Genomic DNA, 13,582 nt, shown 5'->3' with positions numbered 1-13,582 from the left:
TATATTTGCCTTGATAAAATCAAGGCTTTTTTTATGGTAAATTTTAACGGAAATATCAGCGAAGAAATAACAATACTAAGTGTCGAAAATAGAGGATTAAAGTATGGAGATTCACTCTTTGAAACCCTAAGAGTTGTCGCAAATAAAATTCTCTTCTGGGAAGACCATTATTTCAGACTCATGGAATCAATGCGGATTCTGCGAATGGAAATTCCGATGAACTTTACAATGGAATTTCTAGAAGAAGAAATTCTAAACACATTAAAAGCAAACAAACTCACAAATGCGCGTGTTCGTTGTACAATATTCAGAGGAAATGGTGGATTATATTTGCCAGATTCCAACGAAATTGAATATATAATTACAGCAAACGAATTAAATTCTCCATTCTATTTACTCTCGGATGCTTCCTGCGAAGTGGATTTATACAAAGATTTCTACATCAACAAAGGATTGCTCTCCACACTAAAGACGAATAACAAAATTATAAACGTATTAGGAAGCGTCTACGCGAAAGAAAACGATCTTGACAACTGTTTGTTGGTGAATGAAGATAAAAGCGTTGTAGAAGCTCTAAATGGTAATATTTTCTTGGTAAAAGGAAACGTCATCAAAACACCACCAATTACAGATGGCTGCCTAAAAGGAATCTTGCGAAAGCAATTGCTTGAAATTCTAGAAAAAATACCAGATTACGAATTAAAAGAAGAAAGCATTTCGCCGTTTGAAATTCAAAAAGCAGATGAATTTTTCATCACAAATGTCATTCAAGGAATAGTTCCGATTACGAAATATCGAAAAAAACAGTTTGAAACTTCAGTTGCAAGAGATTTATTAGCAAAACTAAATCTGAAAATTCGATTAGGGTAAAAACTGAATTTGGTAGAATGTTACGCAAAATAGCTAAATAAATACTACATGTTATATGAACTCATTCTTTTTCTTTTGTTCCTTAATTGAACATTGAACATTGAACATTGAACATTGAAATTTGAAATTTGAAATTTGAAATTTGAAATTTGAACATTGAGCGGAGTCGAAATGTGTGCGAGCAAAGAAAATGAAAATAATATACTGGAAATGAAGTGTTCAATTCAAAATCTTCTTGAAGATACATGAAGCTTCTTTAGTAGAAGTTACGCGAAACCAACGTTAATTATGACTCGGATCTTCTGGCGCATTCGACCAAATCAAATATTCACCGCCAAATTCCATCATTTTATTACGCCAAATAGATTTGCACGACTTAGAAATGATCTCTTCCTTAAATTCATTCTTAACAATAATCCATGAATTAGAACTCAATTCTTCCATCAATTGATTGGCATGCCAGCCAGAATATCCTAAGAAAAACTTAATATCGTCTTTATCCAATTTGTCTTCTTCCAAAAGCTTTGCAACTGACGAAAAATCGCCTCCCCAAAAAATTCCAAGAGAAATTTCAATGCTATTTGGAACCAAGTGTGGAATTTTATGAATAAAATATAAATTATCTTGTTCAACAGGTCCACCATTATACACTTTGAAAGAAGTTTTTGCGTTCGAAAACTGTGGAATCAAGTCAGAAAGATTCACATTTAGCGGTTTATTTAAGATGAAACCAATAGATCCTTGGTCAGTATGATCAGCTAGTAATACAACTGATCTATTGAAAGATACGTCTCCAATAATGGATGGTTCGGCAATTAAAAGATGTCCTTTACTGGGTTTTAAGGCTACCATTTATAATTTTTTAGGATAATTAAAGCTATAAAAAAAAAATGGAATAATCAAATTTGTCGCGCCTTTGACTACATATTAAACGCAAAAAAGCACTCAAATTGAGTGCTTTTTATAATGTATCTAGTACTTATAAAATACTAATTGTTTACAGCATTTCCTAAATCAGATCCAGCTTTAAACTTTACTACTTTCTTAGCAGCAATCTTGATAGTTGCTCCAGTTTGAGGATTTCTTCCGTCTCTTGCAGCTCTTTCCGATACTGACCAAGATCCAAATCCTACTAAAGAAACTCTTCCACCTTTTTTCAAAGCTCCTTCTACATTTCCTAAAAATGATTCCAATGACTTCTTTGCTGCAGCTTTAGAAATTCCTGCGTCAGCAGCCATTGAGTCAATTAATTCTGTTTTGTTCATAATTGTTGAATTATTAATTGTTGGTTAAACATTATTTTTTAAAAGCAATACAAATTTATACGGATTTCCTTCTCATGCAAGTAATAGCACGGGAAAACCGCCTTTTTGTTGATAACTTCATGCGATTGTTAATAAACCTAGCTATATTTTATAGGTTTTGTCTCGTATCACTAAATATAAGGGTTACGAGACTTTTGCATCTTTTTCGAATTTAAAACCATTTAAAAGTGCCAAAATTTCCATCTTACGCTTTCCTGGAAGTTGAATTATTTTCAAAAGTAAATACCCGTTTTTTACCGCAACTTTGATTTCTTTTTTAGAGGAAATTACACTTCCCGTTTCATGCGAATGCGATTCCAAAACCTTCTCTACTTCATAAATTTTAATTGCATACGTATCTTCTCCATTATATAAGGTTGTCCAAGATGCTGGATATGGACTCAAACCACGAATCCTATTATATATACTATCTATACTTTTTGTCCAATCGATCTCACACGTTTCTTTATGAATTTTATATGCCGTTTTAATTTCTTCATTTTGTGGTTGAATAGTCGTTGTTACTTCATTCTTTTCAATATGCTGAGCAGTCTTTACAACCAAGCCGCTTCCAAGGTTCATTAACTTGTCATGTAATAAACCTGCATTTTCATTTGGATCAATAGGAATTTCTTCTTGAAAAATGATTGCGCCAGTATCAATTTTCTCATCAATAAAGAAGGTTGTCACGCCAGTTTTGGTTTCACCATTAATAACTGCCCAATTTATTGGCGCCGCGCCTCTATAATCTGGAAGTAACGAAGCGTGTAAATTAAACGTTCCGTATTCGGGCATTTGCCACACAACTTTCGGAAGCATTCTAAAAGCAACCACAATTTGTAAATTCGCGTTTAACGCCTTTAATTCAGCGACAAAAGATGCTTTTTTTAAATTCGTTGGTTGTAAAACGTTCAAATTATTTTCTAATGCAAACTTTTTCACCGCAGACTCATTCAACTTACGTCCGCGTCCTGCAGGTCTATCTGGCGCAGTAATTACACCAACTACAGTATAATTTGCGTCCAAAAGTGCTTTTAATGTTGCAACTGCAAAATCGGGCGTTCCCATAAAAACGATTCTTAAATCTCTCATATATTATAAGGTATACGTATTTGTTTCTGTTAATTTAATTTTCTCTGCTTCCAAAAGTAATTGAATAATTCCTAATATCAGATGTTCTCTATATGGCAAAACAGTACAAATTTCGGTTGAAGTTAATGCGTTTGCTTTCAATACTTTTAAAATATCATCATGAATAAGCATTTGCAAATCTTTATCAGGAGCTGCCGTTTTTTGTCTTTTGCAGACAGAACAAATGCCGCAAGCAATTTTTGAAACTTCTCCGAAATAGGAGAGAAGCTGTATATTTTTGCACGTTTCTGTATTGTCAATATAATTGATAACCGATTGAACGCGTTTCTTTTTTAATTCATTTTGATGACGAACGTCTTTTGCGATCGGATTGATGGTTTTGTCATCTTCACGCGCGACTAAAAACGTGATTTCCGCGTCAGTTTGCAATTCTTCCAATAAAATCACTTCATCTTTTGCCAACTGTTGAATCGTCTCGTGAATTTGACTCTTTTGCAATCCTAATTTTTGTGATAAGAATGTTGTATTAATGTTTATTTTTTGCTCAAAAATGCCGCCGTAGGTTCGTAAAATTGCTTGTGTAATCAAACTCAAATGCGGATGATTGTCTAAATAATTCAACAAATTAAACTGATCTACTATAAATTTCAAGGTTGTTTTCCGATGAAAATTCTGCGAAAGCTGAATCAAGCTATGTCTATCTAATAATTGTAGCGCAGAATATGTTTTTTGTGATGGAAAACGGTACACTTTACAAAAATCATTAAAAGCGAGCGCATGTTTGGTATCATAACCTTCGCCATACGCAACTTGGAAGAAGCTACATAGTTTTCTGAAAACCTGTTTCAAAAAATCAACATCAGGTAAATTATGAATGAATTGTTTTTGTAATTGTTGAATATCGTTTTGATCGGTTAAAATAATTGCGTTTGCATATTCGCCATTTCGTCCTGCGCGTCCTGCTTCTTGATAATAACTCTCCAAACTATCGGGCAATTGCACATGAATCACGTTTTTAACATCAGGTTTATCAATGCCCATTCCGAAGGCATTTGTTGCCACGATCGTCTGTACTTTTCCGTTCAGCCACTTTTGTAACGCCTTTTTTTTCTCTTCTGACGAAAGTCCGCCATGAAAATAAATACTTGTAAATCCTTTTCGTTGCAATGCTTCGTGAATTAGTACTGTATTTTTCCTGTTGCGCGTATACACAATACACGGTTGCGGATATTTGCGCAAGGTTTTCTCAATAGTAAGCACTTTATTTTCTGTTTGTAAAACTGTATACGCTAAATTTTCGCGTGTAAACGATTGCTGAAAATTTTGAACATCTTTTAAATGTAAATTTTCTTCAATGTCTTGAACGACCTTTGGAGTTGCTGTTGCTGTAAGTGCAATACACGGAACGTTTGGCAACAATTCGCGTAATGTATTAATATTTCGATATGCGGGACGAAAATCGTTTCCCCATTGCGAAATACAATGCGCTTCATCAACGGCAATCAAATTCACGTTCATTTGCTTGATGCGTTCCTGAATCATTTCTTGTTGCAAACGCTCGGGCGAAAGGTATAAAAACTTGTAATCGCCATAAATGCAATTATCTAACAATGCGCCAACTTCGTCATTTCGGAGTCCGCCAATCAGGGCAATTGCTTTAATTCCATTCACTTTTAAATTCGCTACTTGATCTTGAATCAGCGCAACTAATGGCGAAATTACAATGCAAATTCCGTCTAATGCCAACGCAGGAATCTGAAAACAAACCGATTTTCCGCCACCAGTTGGCAACAATGCTAACGTATCTTTTTGTTGAATAATCGCATCAATAATTTCGGCTTGCAACGGACGAAACGAAGTATGTCCCCAATATTTTTCGAGAAGCGCAAGCGGTTTGGTCATTAGTTGTTTTTGAGTGTGTTTAGAATGAAATCGGCACGTTCTGAAACGCTTCCGAAAGGTACATTAATTAGTGAATATCCGTAACTTTCATAGGCAGAAGTTAGATACTTTTGAATCGTTTCTGCTTGTTCAAAACTTTCGTAACGTTCGTCATCTTGTTCGTAAATTTCTTTCCAAGGTGCGAGCATAAAGGTAACATCATAGGTGTAATTTTTGCATGCTTCACGGAAAACATCAGGATATTCGTCGCCAGTATAATCCATATATGCGGCAACATCGGGAATTCCTCTGTCGTAGAAAGTATATTCAACAGTTAAGTTTTCAGCATCGTTAAATTGCTGAATTCTGCCTTCGAGTAGCAATTCGCTAAACAATAATGGTTGCGTTAAAAACAATTGTTCAATGCCTTTTTTTTGTGCAGCTGCTGTGACTTCGCGTGAAATTTCATGAAAACACGTATGTCCTTGTTGTTCCAATTCGGTAATCAATGTAGATTTCCCCGTGCCAGGACCGCCGATAATGAGTATTCTTTTTGTGTTCAATCTGAATTGTTTATCGTACAAAATTACACAAATTGTGAGGAATATGAAATGTTTTTATTTTTGGTTACTGGTTACTGGTTACTGGTTACTAGTTACTGGTTGCTGGTTACTGGTTGTTTGTCATTCCTGCGCAGGCAGGAATCTACTTAGCCACGAATTCACGAATTTTTTTATGCTGAATTTTTACATTGAGTTTTTCGAAGTGTGATTTAGTATTTGTTTGTTATAACTAGTTATAATCTGAATTTTAGCTTGTTTATCGTCACGAGTTGAAAAATTCGCGATAGCGTGGGGCACGAGTTTAGAAATTTGCGATAGCGTGAATAGTTAAAAATTTTCTAAAATAAATTCATAACGCTCACTCTTTCTTGCTTTCTCTAAAACTTCCTTAATACTAGTATTTCTTGATTTTAAATCAATTAAATCTATATCATCGCCACCAGGTATAAAATATGTAATTTCTTTCTCGTTTTTTATTACATGAAAAGAAATTAGTTTCCAATCATAAATAGTCTCTCCAGATTTGAAAAGAATAGTCCATTCTCTCATCGGTATTCTGCCAACATTACCTTTTTTAGTTCCTAGAGCTAAATAGGGCTCAATACCCTTCCATTCTTCATCATTACCTTCAAAGTCTCTTCTGAGCTCTTTTATTAAACTTCCATTCTTGTCTAAATAATTTCCAACTTCGGAGGCAAATTTATTTTGCTGACTTTTTTCTTGATACTGGGCTATTTCATTTATTTCTTTACCATTTGCAAAGTTTGCATATAGTTCTTCCATATTATTTTCTCTAATAGCATAAATTATATCTTTAATCTTAGTTTGATATATTTTACTTTCAGATTTGACACAGCTAGATAAAGCTACTACAAGAATTATGATTAAGTATGATTTTCTCATGTTAAAGTATTTTTAAAAAATTGGTTATATAAAATTAGTTAATAATTTAGAAACTTTTCTACGGTTTCCCGTAACCACCTCGAGAATTTTTAATTTTTGACTCTAATTGCAAATTATTCCAACACAAAATTCGCAAAGCGAACACAATCAAAAAAACCAAACACCAAAAACCCAAAGAGTTCAAAAAATCCAAAAGCAAAGCACTCTAAAATAAAATGTATCTTTGCCATTCATTACAAAAAACACAGTATGAGTTCAAAAAACGATCCTAAAGCGTTTTTCAACAAACTAAAAATACAATTAGAAGATACCACAGAATTTCCGGCTATTTATTTGTATAAATTTATTGTTCCTTCTGAAGAAGAAAAAATAAAGCAAGTACATCAAATATTCAACAATATTGGTGCAGTGATAGACACTAAAAAGTCTTCAAAAGGAACATATACAAGTATTTCCATCACCGTAAATATGAAAAGTGCAGACGCTATTATTCAAAAATATAAAGAAGCAAGTGCCGTTGAAGGCATAATTTCTTTGTAATGAGTGGCGTTTTATAGTTTTTTTTAGTATTTTGCAAGTTCAAAAATAAATCTTCACGAGAACTTTATTTTACTTCAAGTATTTACCTTACAAACAAATTTCATTTTGATTGACCAATTAGAGTACAACACAGAGCGCAAACGATTGATTATTCCAGAATATGGACGACATATTCAAAAAATGATCAACCACGCCGTAGAAACAGAAGATGATGTAGAACGTAATAAAATTGTAAAATCTATCATTGGTGTGATGGGAAATTTGCAACCACATTTACGCGATGTACTTGATTTTCAACACAAATTATGGGATCAATTATTTATCATGTCAGACTTTCGTCTTGATGTTGATTCTCCATATCCGAAACCTTCGCCAGAAATTTTGCAAGAACGTCCCGAACCTTTAGGATATCCGCAAAATTTCCCGAAATATCGATTCTATGGAAATAATATCAAACGTATGATTGATGTTGCCAATAGTTGGGAAGAAGGCGAAAAGAAAGAAGCGCTGAAATATGCGATTGCCAATCACATGAAAAAATGTTACCTCAATTGGAATAAAGATACTGTTGATGATTACGTGATTTTCAGACATTTACTAGAACTAAGTAATGGTAAAATTGATTTGGCATCTAAAGAAGAAGACTTATCTGAGTCATCAAACTTATTGAAACAGAAGAAAAAGTTTTCAAGCAACAGCAGCAGTAATAACAAAAATCAACAGCGTAGTAAAAGTAACAACAACCGCAACAATAGAAAACGCTACTAACAAATTTCATTATTATATTTTATGGGGACTTTTAAGATTGAAGGTGGTCATCAGTTAAAAGGAAGTATTCAACCACAAGGAGCAAAAAACGAAGCTTTACAGATTCTCTGTGCCGTTTTGTTGACTTCTGAAAAGGTTACGATTAATAATATTCCTGACATTATAGATGTAAATAAATTAATCATGCTTTTAGGAAACTTAGGCGTGAAAATTCAAAAAAACGGACCTGGTTCGTACACGTTTCAATCCGATGATGTCAATCTTAAATACCTTGAATCAGAGCAATTTAAAGAAGAAGGAAGCGGATTGCGTGGTTCTATTATGATTGTTGGCCCATTATTATCGCGCTTTGGAAAAGGATACATTCCGAAACCTGGCGGCGATAAAATTGGACGAAGACGTTTAGATACTCACTTTGAAGGTTTCATAAAATTAGGTGCAAAATTTAGATATAACAGAGAAGATTATTTCTACGGTGTTGAAGCTAAAAGATTGAAAGGAACGTACATGCTTCTTGATGAAGCTTCGGTTACGGGAACTGCAAATATTGTGATGGCTGCTGTCTTGGCAGAAGGAACAACTACGATTTACAACGCTGCTTGCGAACCTTATTTACAGCAATTGTGTAAAATGCTGAACAGAATGGGCGCAAAAATAAAAGGTGTTGGTTCTAATTTATTGAAGATTGAAGGTGTCGAAAAATTAGGCGGAACCGAACACACAATGCTTCCAGATATGATTGAAATTGGAAGTTGGATTGGTTTAGCCGCGATGACAAAAAGCGAACTTACCATTAAGAATGTAAGTTGGGAAAACTTAGGTCAGATTCCAGATGTATTTAGAAAATTAGGAATTACCATTGAACGTAAAGGAGATGATATTTTTGTGCCAGCACATAAAGATGGGTACGAAATTCAAAACTATATTGATGGTTCTATTTTAACAATTTCGGATGCGCCTTGGCCAGGATTCACACCAGATTTACTAAGTATCATTTTAGTCGTTGCAACTCAAGCACGCGGAAGTGTTTTAGTACATCAAAAAATGTTTGAAAGTAGATTGTTCTTCGTTGATAAATTAATTGATATGGGCGCAAAAATTATACTTTGTGATCCGCACAGAGCAAGTGTTATTGGACACGATTTCACATCGCAACTCAAAGCAACCACGATGGTTTCTCCAGATATTAGAGCAGGAATTTCGTTGTTAATTGCGGCGTTATCTGCCAAAGGAACTTCAACAATTCATAATATTGAACAAATTGATAGAGGTTACGAAAACATTGACGAACGTTTGCGCGCAATAGGAGCGAAGATTATTAGAATGTAATCACTAACTATCCATAATACATAAAAGAGGTTGTCTGAAAAAGCTTAAACAACGTCATTACGAGAAATTTTTCATTTCGAAGTAATCTGTAAATCAATAACTTAAATTTAACAGATTGCTTCATTTCATTCGCAATGACGACTCTTTAGACAGTTTTTTTATAATAATTTTTTCAAAATTAATTCTTCGTAATCATAATTTCAACACGTCTATTTGCACCACGATCACGCCTACCTTTTTCTGGAAAATGTAACGGAGCCGAAAAAGCATAGCCTTTATGCGTTAAGCGATCTTTGGCAATTCCTCTGTGAATGAGGTATTTGTATATAAATTCAGCTCTATCTATGGAAAGTGTTTGCGTTCCTGTATCACTATTTAAAGCATCGCCATCTATATCACCGCCACAACATACGTGACCTTGAACTTCAATATGTATATCTCTATTTTTCTTGAGAAAACGCACGAGTTTTTCTAATTCTTTTCTAGAAGATTTTATAAGTGTGACGCGACCTGTTTTGAAATTAATTTTTCCCAAAGCATAGGAAGAACCCACGCGAAGTTCATTTAATGGAATTACATAAATATTTTCTTTGCGTTCTACAACTTTAGGTTTGCGATCATTTTTTGAAACCGAAATAGAAACTTTTCTATGTTTCTTGACACCAAGTCGTTCATTTTGTTTGATATCTTCCGTTGGTAATTCGCCTTTTGCTTCTTTTTCAATGGAATTGATAAGCGATTCATGACTTTTTTTTAAATAGTCAACTACGGAAGAAGCTCTGTTTTGTGACAATTCGAGATTGAAATTTTCGGTATCTACAAAATCGGTATATCCTTTAATGATAAAATTATACGTAATCGTTGTATCTAAATCGGCTAATTTTTCATTAATTTTTTGTTCATGAGTTGATGATAATGTAAACTTTCCCAAACCAAAATAAATGTCAAACTCAATTTCTTGCGCCTGACAGAAACTGATACTAACTAAAAATAAAAGAAGTAGTTGTTTCATGAATGTTTCACTTGGAATGAAAAAGATACAAAATTATGTCAAAACAGATGGACAACTGAATGAATAGTTAATGCTATATTATTTTTAAAAATTTTCAATTCCTTTTTTATATACTTCCAAACAGCGTTCACGCGCGAATTTGTGTTCTACAATTGGTTGTGGATACGTAAATTCTTGATAATCAGAAACCCATTTTTTGATATATTCATGTTCTTTATCAAACTTTTGAATTTGCGTTGTTGGATTGAATATTCTAAAATACGGAGAAGAATCGCAACCAGTTCCAGCAACCCATTGCCAGTTTCCAACGTTTTGTGCTAAGTCAAAATCTAGTAGTTTTTCAGCAAAATAGGCTTCGCCCCATTTCCAATCAATCAATAAATGTTTGCATAAAAAACTAGCTGTAATCATTCGAACTCTGTTGTGCATGTATCCAGATTCATTCAATTGTCGCATTCCAGCATCAACCAAAGGATAACCGGTTTTTCCTTCGCGCCAAGCTTTGAATTCTTCTTCATTATTTCGCCATTTTATTCCGTCATATTTTGACTTGAAATTGTTTGTCACTGACTTTGGATAATGCCAAAGAATCTGCATGAAAAATTCTCTCCAAATCAATTCTTTCAAAAAGATAGTATTTTCAGATTGCAATCCATTTTGGACACATTTCCGAACGCTAATCGTTCCAAAACGCAAGTGTGGACTTAGATTGGAAGTTCCGTCAATAGCAGGAAAATTACGTGTATCTTCATAATTATCTACAATATTTTCCGTCATATTGAACGGAATCACTTTAATGCTTGAAGTTGTAAATCCGATGTCTTTTAAAGAAGGAAAATCAACATCAATCTTTGCATAATTTTTATAATGTGAAACACAATCAACGCTTCTGTAATCTGAATCTTTTAGAGCAGCTAACCATTTTTTCGAAAACGGCGTGTATATGGAATATGGCTTTCCGTCTGCTTTTACAATATCATTTCGTTCAAAAATAACTTGATCTTTAAACGTTTTAAAATCAACATTTTCAGCAGTCAATAATTCCTTTATTTCCTTGTCTCTTGCAATTGCATACGGTTCGTAATCGTGATTCGTGTATACTTCCGAAATGTTATATTTCTCAATAAGTTCTTTGAAGATTTCTGACGGCTTTCCATGTTTCACTAAGAGCGAAGCATCTTGTTTTTGCAATGTAGCATGAATCTTTTCTAATTCTTGATGAATAAACGTAATACGCGCATCATCTTCGGGTAATTTTTCAAGAATATCACTATCAAATATAAATAGCGAAATTACCTTTTTTCCAGAAGTTAAAGCATTGTATAATCCAATGTTATCTTCTATTCGTAAATCTCTTCGATGCCAAAAAATTACATAATTATCCTTCATAAGTTCCAAATAGTTCAGTTAGTTTTTTGGTGCGATATTCAAATATTTCTTTCAGTTTCGGTTTTACCAAGATTGGATGCATCAATCTTCCTAAAAAGCCAAGTGGAATTTTATAATCTATAATATCTTCCATTTCTACGCCGCCCGGAATTTCTTTAATAAAATGCTTGTGATGCCACATACTATACGGTCCAAAACGTTGCTCATCTACAAAATAATGCAAGTGTTTTACCTGTGTAATTTCCGTAACCCAATGCGTTTTAATGTTTAGTATAGGTGTTACAATGTATTGTATAATTTGACCAGGATACATTTTGCCAATATCTTCCGTAAGAATGTCAAAACTCATATAATCTGGTGTAATGGTTTTTAGATTTTTAGGATCTGATAAAAAATCCCATGCCTTTTCAAGAGATATTGGAAAGTTTTGTTTGCTGTGTAATCGATACACAATTCCTTTAGTGCTAAATTTTTGCATAGGTCTTAATTGTTAAACAGAATATAGCCATTTAATGAACAGGCGACAATAAGCCAACCTAAATAAGGCAGTATAAAAAGGGTATAATTTTTTAGGTGTGATTTATAGTTGAACGTGAAAAAAGCAACTAATACCGTTAGTAAAATTAGGTTTATTATTCCTAACGCAATCATATGCTGGTTGAAGAAAACGTAATTCCAACTTACATTTAATACAAATTGTACAGCAAATAATGCGAGTACCGTTTTTGTATTTTTTACTTCAATTAGTTTTGCCATATATATGGAGAAGCAAATCATAATTGTTGTCCAAGCAAAACCAAAAACCCAACCTGGTGGCGTCCAAGGAGCTTGGTTCAAATTCGTATACCAAGAGGTTTGTGGACCATTTTCCATTAAAATAGTTCCTATTCCTAATGCACCAAAATTGATAATTAAAAATACGGCTAATCGAATATAAAATTTCATAACTTATAATTTTAAACTTACGATACCACAATCGATAGCGAAAATTTGTCCAGAAACTGAACGTGATTTATCAGAAATTAAAAAATCTGCCATATCAGCAACTTCTTGTGGTTCTAAGAATTTTTTTAACGGATGACGTTCTTTGATATTTTCAACCATTCTGTCATTTCGTAGCAATTTGCTCGCTAAATCTGTATTGGTAATTGTTGGAGCAATAGCGTTTACTCGAATCGTTGGTGCCAATTCAGCAGCCAATGATTTTACCAAACCTTCAACAGCAGATTTTGCTGCCGAAATACTTGCATGAAAAGGCATTCCTAATTTTGTGGCTACAGTACTAAACAATAAGATATTTGGGTTTTTTCCTTGTTTTAGAAGAGGTAAATATTTTTGAATTGCTTTTACAGCACCAATTACATTAATTTCGAAATCGTTCTTAAAATCTTCTATTTTGAGTCGTGCTATTGGTTTCAAATTAATGCTTCCAGGACAATAAATAAGTGTGTCTATTTCGTTTATTTCAGGAAGTTCATCTTCAAGAATGTCACAACTATAATGTGTGAAATTATTTGAAGTAATTTCAGGACTAGTTCTACTAATATTAATTACATTATGGTTTTCTAACTGCGATTTTACAATGGCAGCTCCAATTCCTTTACTTCCTCCAATTATGACTATATTTTTCATCTATATTTTGTAATTTTAGTACAATAATTGCACTAGAATGCAGTGCTAACAGTGTAAATAACCGTTAGCGTACTGCAATTCCGTAAGATTTTAGTGTATTATAAACGCCTCTCGTACTTCTTTTTCAAAGTCGTTAATCGCTTCATGATTTCCATGATCGCAGGATCTTGCTCTTCCTTGTAAATTTCGTTCAAACCTAAGATTAAACGTTTTGCTTCGCGAGAAGCTCCAATTTTATCACTTCTTGATATGAACCTTGTTTCCTCAAAGGTTTTTACATCTGAAAAAAGAGTTTCCAT

16 protein-coding genes are annotated in these 13,582 nt (G+C 33.6%); 4 read left to right on the top strand and 12 right to left on the bottom strand.

All coding sequences use genetic code 11. The features are described from left to right. Nucleotides 1-33 precede the first annotated feature (33 nt). On the top strand, nucleotides 34-870 hold the full coding sequence (locus tag IMCC3317_RS05235) for an aminotransferase class IV (protein ID WP_160128458.1): 837 nt from the start codon (nucleotides 34-36) through the stop codon (nucleotides 868-870). Nucleotides 871-1,152: 282 nt separating this feature from the next. Here IMCC3317_RS05235 and IMCC3317_RS05230 read toward each other — a convergent pair whose 3' ends face one another. From IMCC3317_RS05230 to IMCC3317_RS05205, 6 genes are all read right to left on the bottom strand, one after another. After that, a complete protein-coding gene (locus IMCC3317_RS05230; protein ID WP_160128457.1) occupies nucleotides 1,153-1,722 on the bottom strand; it encodes a YqgE/AlgH family protein in 570 nt (189 codons plus the stop codon). A 137-nt stretch (nucleotides 1,723-1,859) separates the two neighbouring features. Continuing rightward, on the bottom strand, nucleotides 1,860-2,135 hold the full coding sequence (locus tag IMCC3317_RS05225; RefSeq protein ID WP_160128456.1) for an HU family DNA-binding protein: 276 nt from the start codon (nucleotides 2,133-2,135) through the stop codon (nucleotides 1,860-1,862). 183 nt (nucleotides 2,136-2,318) lie between these two features. Next, the gene (gene fmt, locus IMCC3317_RS05220; protein ID WP_160128455.1) at nucleotides 2,319-3,266 is read right to left on the bottom strand and encodes a methionyl-tRNA formyltransferase; all 948 of its coding nucleotides are present in this window, start codon (nucleotides 3,264-3,266) and stop codon (nucleotides 2,319-2,321) included. A gap of 3 nt (nucleotides 3,267-3,269) precedes the next feature. Further along, nucleotides 3,270-5,168, bottom strand: a complete 1,899-nt coding sequence (locus tag IMCC3317_RS05215; protein ID WP_160128454.1) for a RecQ family ATP-dependent DNA helicase — start codon at nucleotides 5,166-5,168, stop codon at nucleotides 3,270-3,272. Beyond that, on the bottom strand, nucleotides 5,168-5,710 hold the full coding sequence (locus tag IMCC3317_RS05210; protein WP_160128453.1) for an AAA family ATPase: 543 nt from the start codon (nucleotides 5,708-5,710) through the stop codon (nucleotides 5,168-5,170). The genes IMCC3317_RS05215 and IMCC3317_RS05210 overlap by 1 nt, the downstream gene beginning before the upstream one ends. A 327-nt stretch (nucleotides 5,711-6,037) precedes the next feature. Continuing rightward, nucleotides 6,038-6,613 (bottom strand): hypothetical protein, encoded by a 576-nt coding sequence (locus tag IMCC3317_RS05205; RefSeq protein WP_160128452.1) that lies wholly within the window; start codon nucleotides 6,611-6,613, stop codon nucleotides 6,038-6,040. A 249-nt stretch (nucleotides 6,614-6,862) separates the two neighbouring features. On the opposite strand from IMCC3317_RS05205, the gene IMCC3317_RS05200 reads away from it, so the two are divergent. From IMCC3317_RS05200 to murA, 3 genes are all read left to right on the top strand, one after another. Then, on the top strand, nucleotides 6,863-7,153 hold the full coding sequence (locus IMCC3317_RS05200) for a DUF493 family protein (protein WP_160128451.1): 291 nt from the start codon (nucleotides 6,863-6,865) through the stop codon (nucleotides 7,151-7,153). Nucleotides 7,154-7,258: 105 nt separating this feature from the next. Then, entirely contained in the window at nucleotides 7,259-7,921 is a 663-nt protein-coding gene (locus IMCC3317_RS05195; RefSeq protein ID WP_160128450.1) for a DUF4290 domain-containing protein, read from the top strand. Between the two features lie 21 nt (nucleotides 7,922-7,942). Further along, a complete protein-coding gene (murA, locus tag IMCC3317_RS05190; protein ID WP_160128449.1) occupies nucleotides 7,943-9,250 on the top strand; it encodes a UDP-N-acetylglucosamine 1-carboxyvinyltransferase in 1,308 nt (435 codons plus the stop codon). A 178-nt stretch (nucleotides 9,251-9,428) separates the two neighbouring features. On the opposite strand, the gene IMCC3317_RS05185 is transcribed toward murA, so the two are convergent. From IMCC3317_RS05185 to IMCC3317_RS05160, 6 genes are all read right to left on the bottom strand, one after another. Beyond that, complete coding sequence (locus IMCC3317_RS05185) at nucleotides 9,429-10,262, bottom strand: OmpA family protein (protein WP_160128448.1); 834 nt, start codon at nucleotides 10,260-10,262, stop codon at nucleotides 9,429-9,431. A gap of 84 nt (nucleotides 10,263-10,346) precedes the next feature. Further along, nucleotides 10,347-11,651 carry a cryptochrome/photolyase family protein gene (locus IMCC3317_RS05180; RefSeq protein ID WP_160128447.1) on the bottom strand — a complete coding sequence of 435 codons (1,305 nt, stop codon included), beginning with the start codon at nucleotides 11,649-11,651 and terminating at the stop codon, nucleotides 10,347-10,349. After that, the gene (locus IMCC3317_RS05175) at nucleotides 11,641-12,129 is read right to left on the bottom strand and encodes an SRPBCC family protein (protein WP_160128446.1); all 489 of its coding nucleotides are present in this window, start codon (nucleotides 12,127-12,129) and stop codon (nucleotides 11,641-11,643) included. The genes IMCC3317_RS05180 and IMCC3317_RS05175 overlap by 11 nt, the downstream gene beginning before the upstream one ends. Nucleotides 12,130-12,134: 5 nt before the next feature. After that, on the bottom strand, nucleotides 12,135-12,596 hold the full coding sequence (locus tag IMCC3317_RS05170; protein ID WP_160128445.1) for a TspO/MBR family protein: 462 nt from the start codon (nucleotides 12,594-12,596) through the stop codon (nucleotides 12,135-12,137). 3 nt (nucleotides 12,597-12,599) lie between these two features. Continuing rightward, the gene (locus IMCC3317_RS05165; protein WP_160128444.1) at nucleotides 12,600-13,283 is read right to left on the bottom strand and encodes an SDR family NAD(P)-dependent oxidoreductase; all 684 of its coding nucleotides are present in this window, start codon (nucleotides 13,281-13,283) and stop codon (nucleotides 12,600-12,602) included. Between the two features lie 98 nt (nucleotides 13,284-13,381). Then, nucleotides 13,382-13,582, bottom strand: coding sequence for a hypothetical protein (locus IMCC3317_RS05160; protein WP_160128443.1), 201 nt, complete (start codon nucleotides 13,580-13,582; stop codon nucleotides 13,382-13,384).

The organism is Kordia antarctica (genome assembly GCF_009901525.1).
In the GTDB taxonomy this organism is placed as follows: domain Bacteria; phylum Bacteroidota; class Bacteroidia; order Flavobacteriales; family Flavobacteriaceae; genus Kordia; species Kordia antarctica.
Note: the sequence above shows the minus strand (reverse complement) of the source record. Positions and strands in the feature narration are given on the sequence as shown.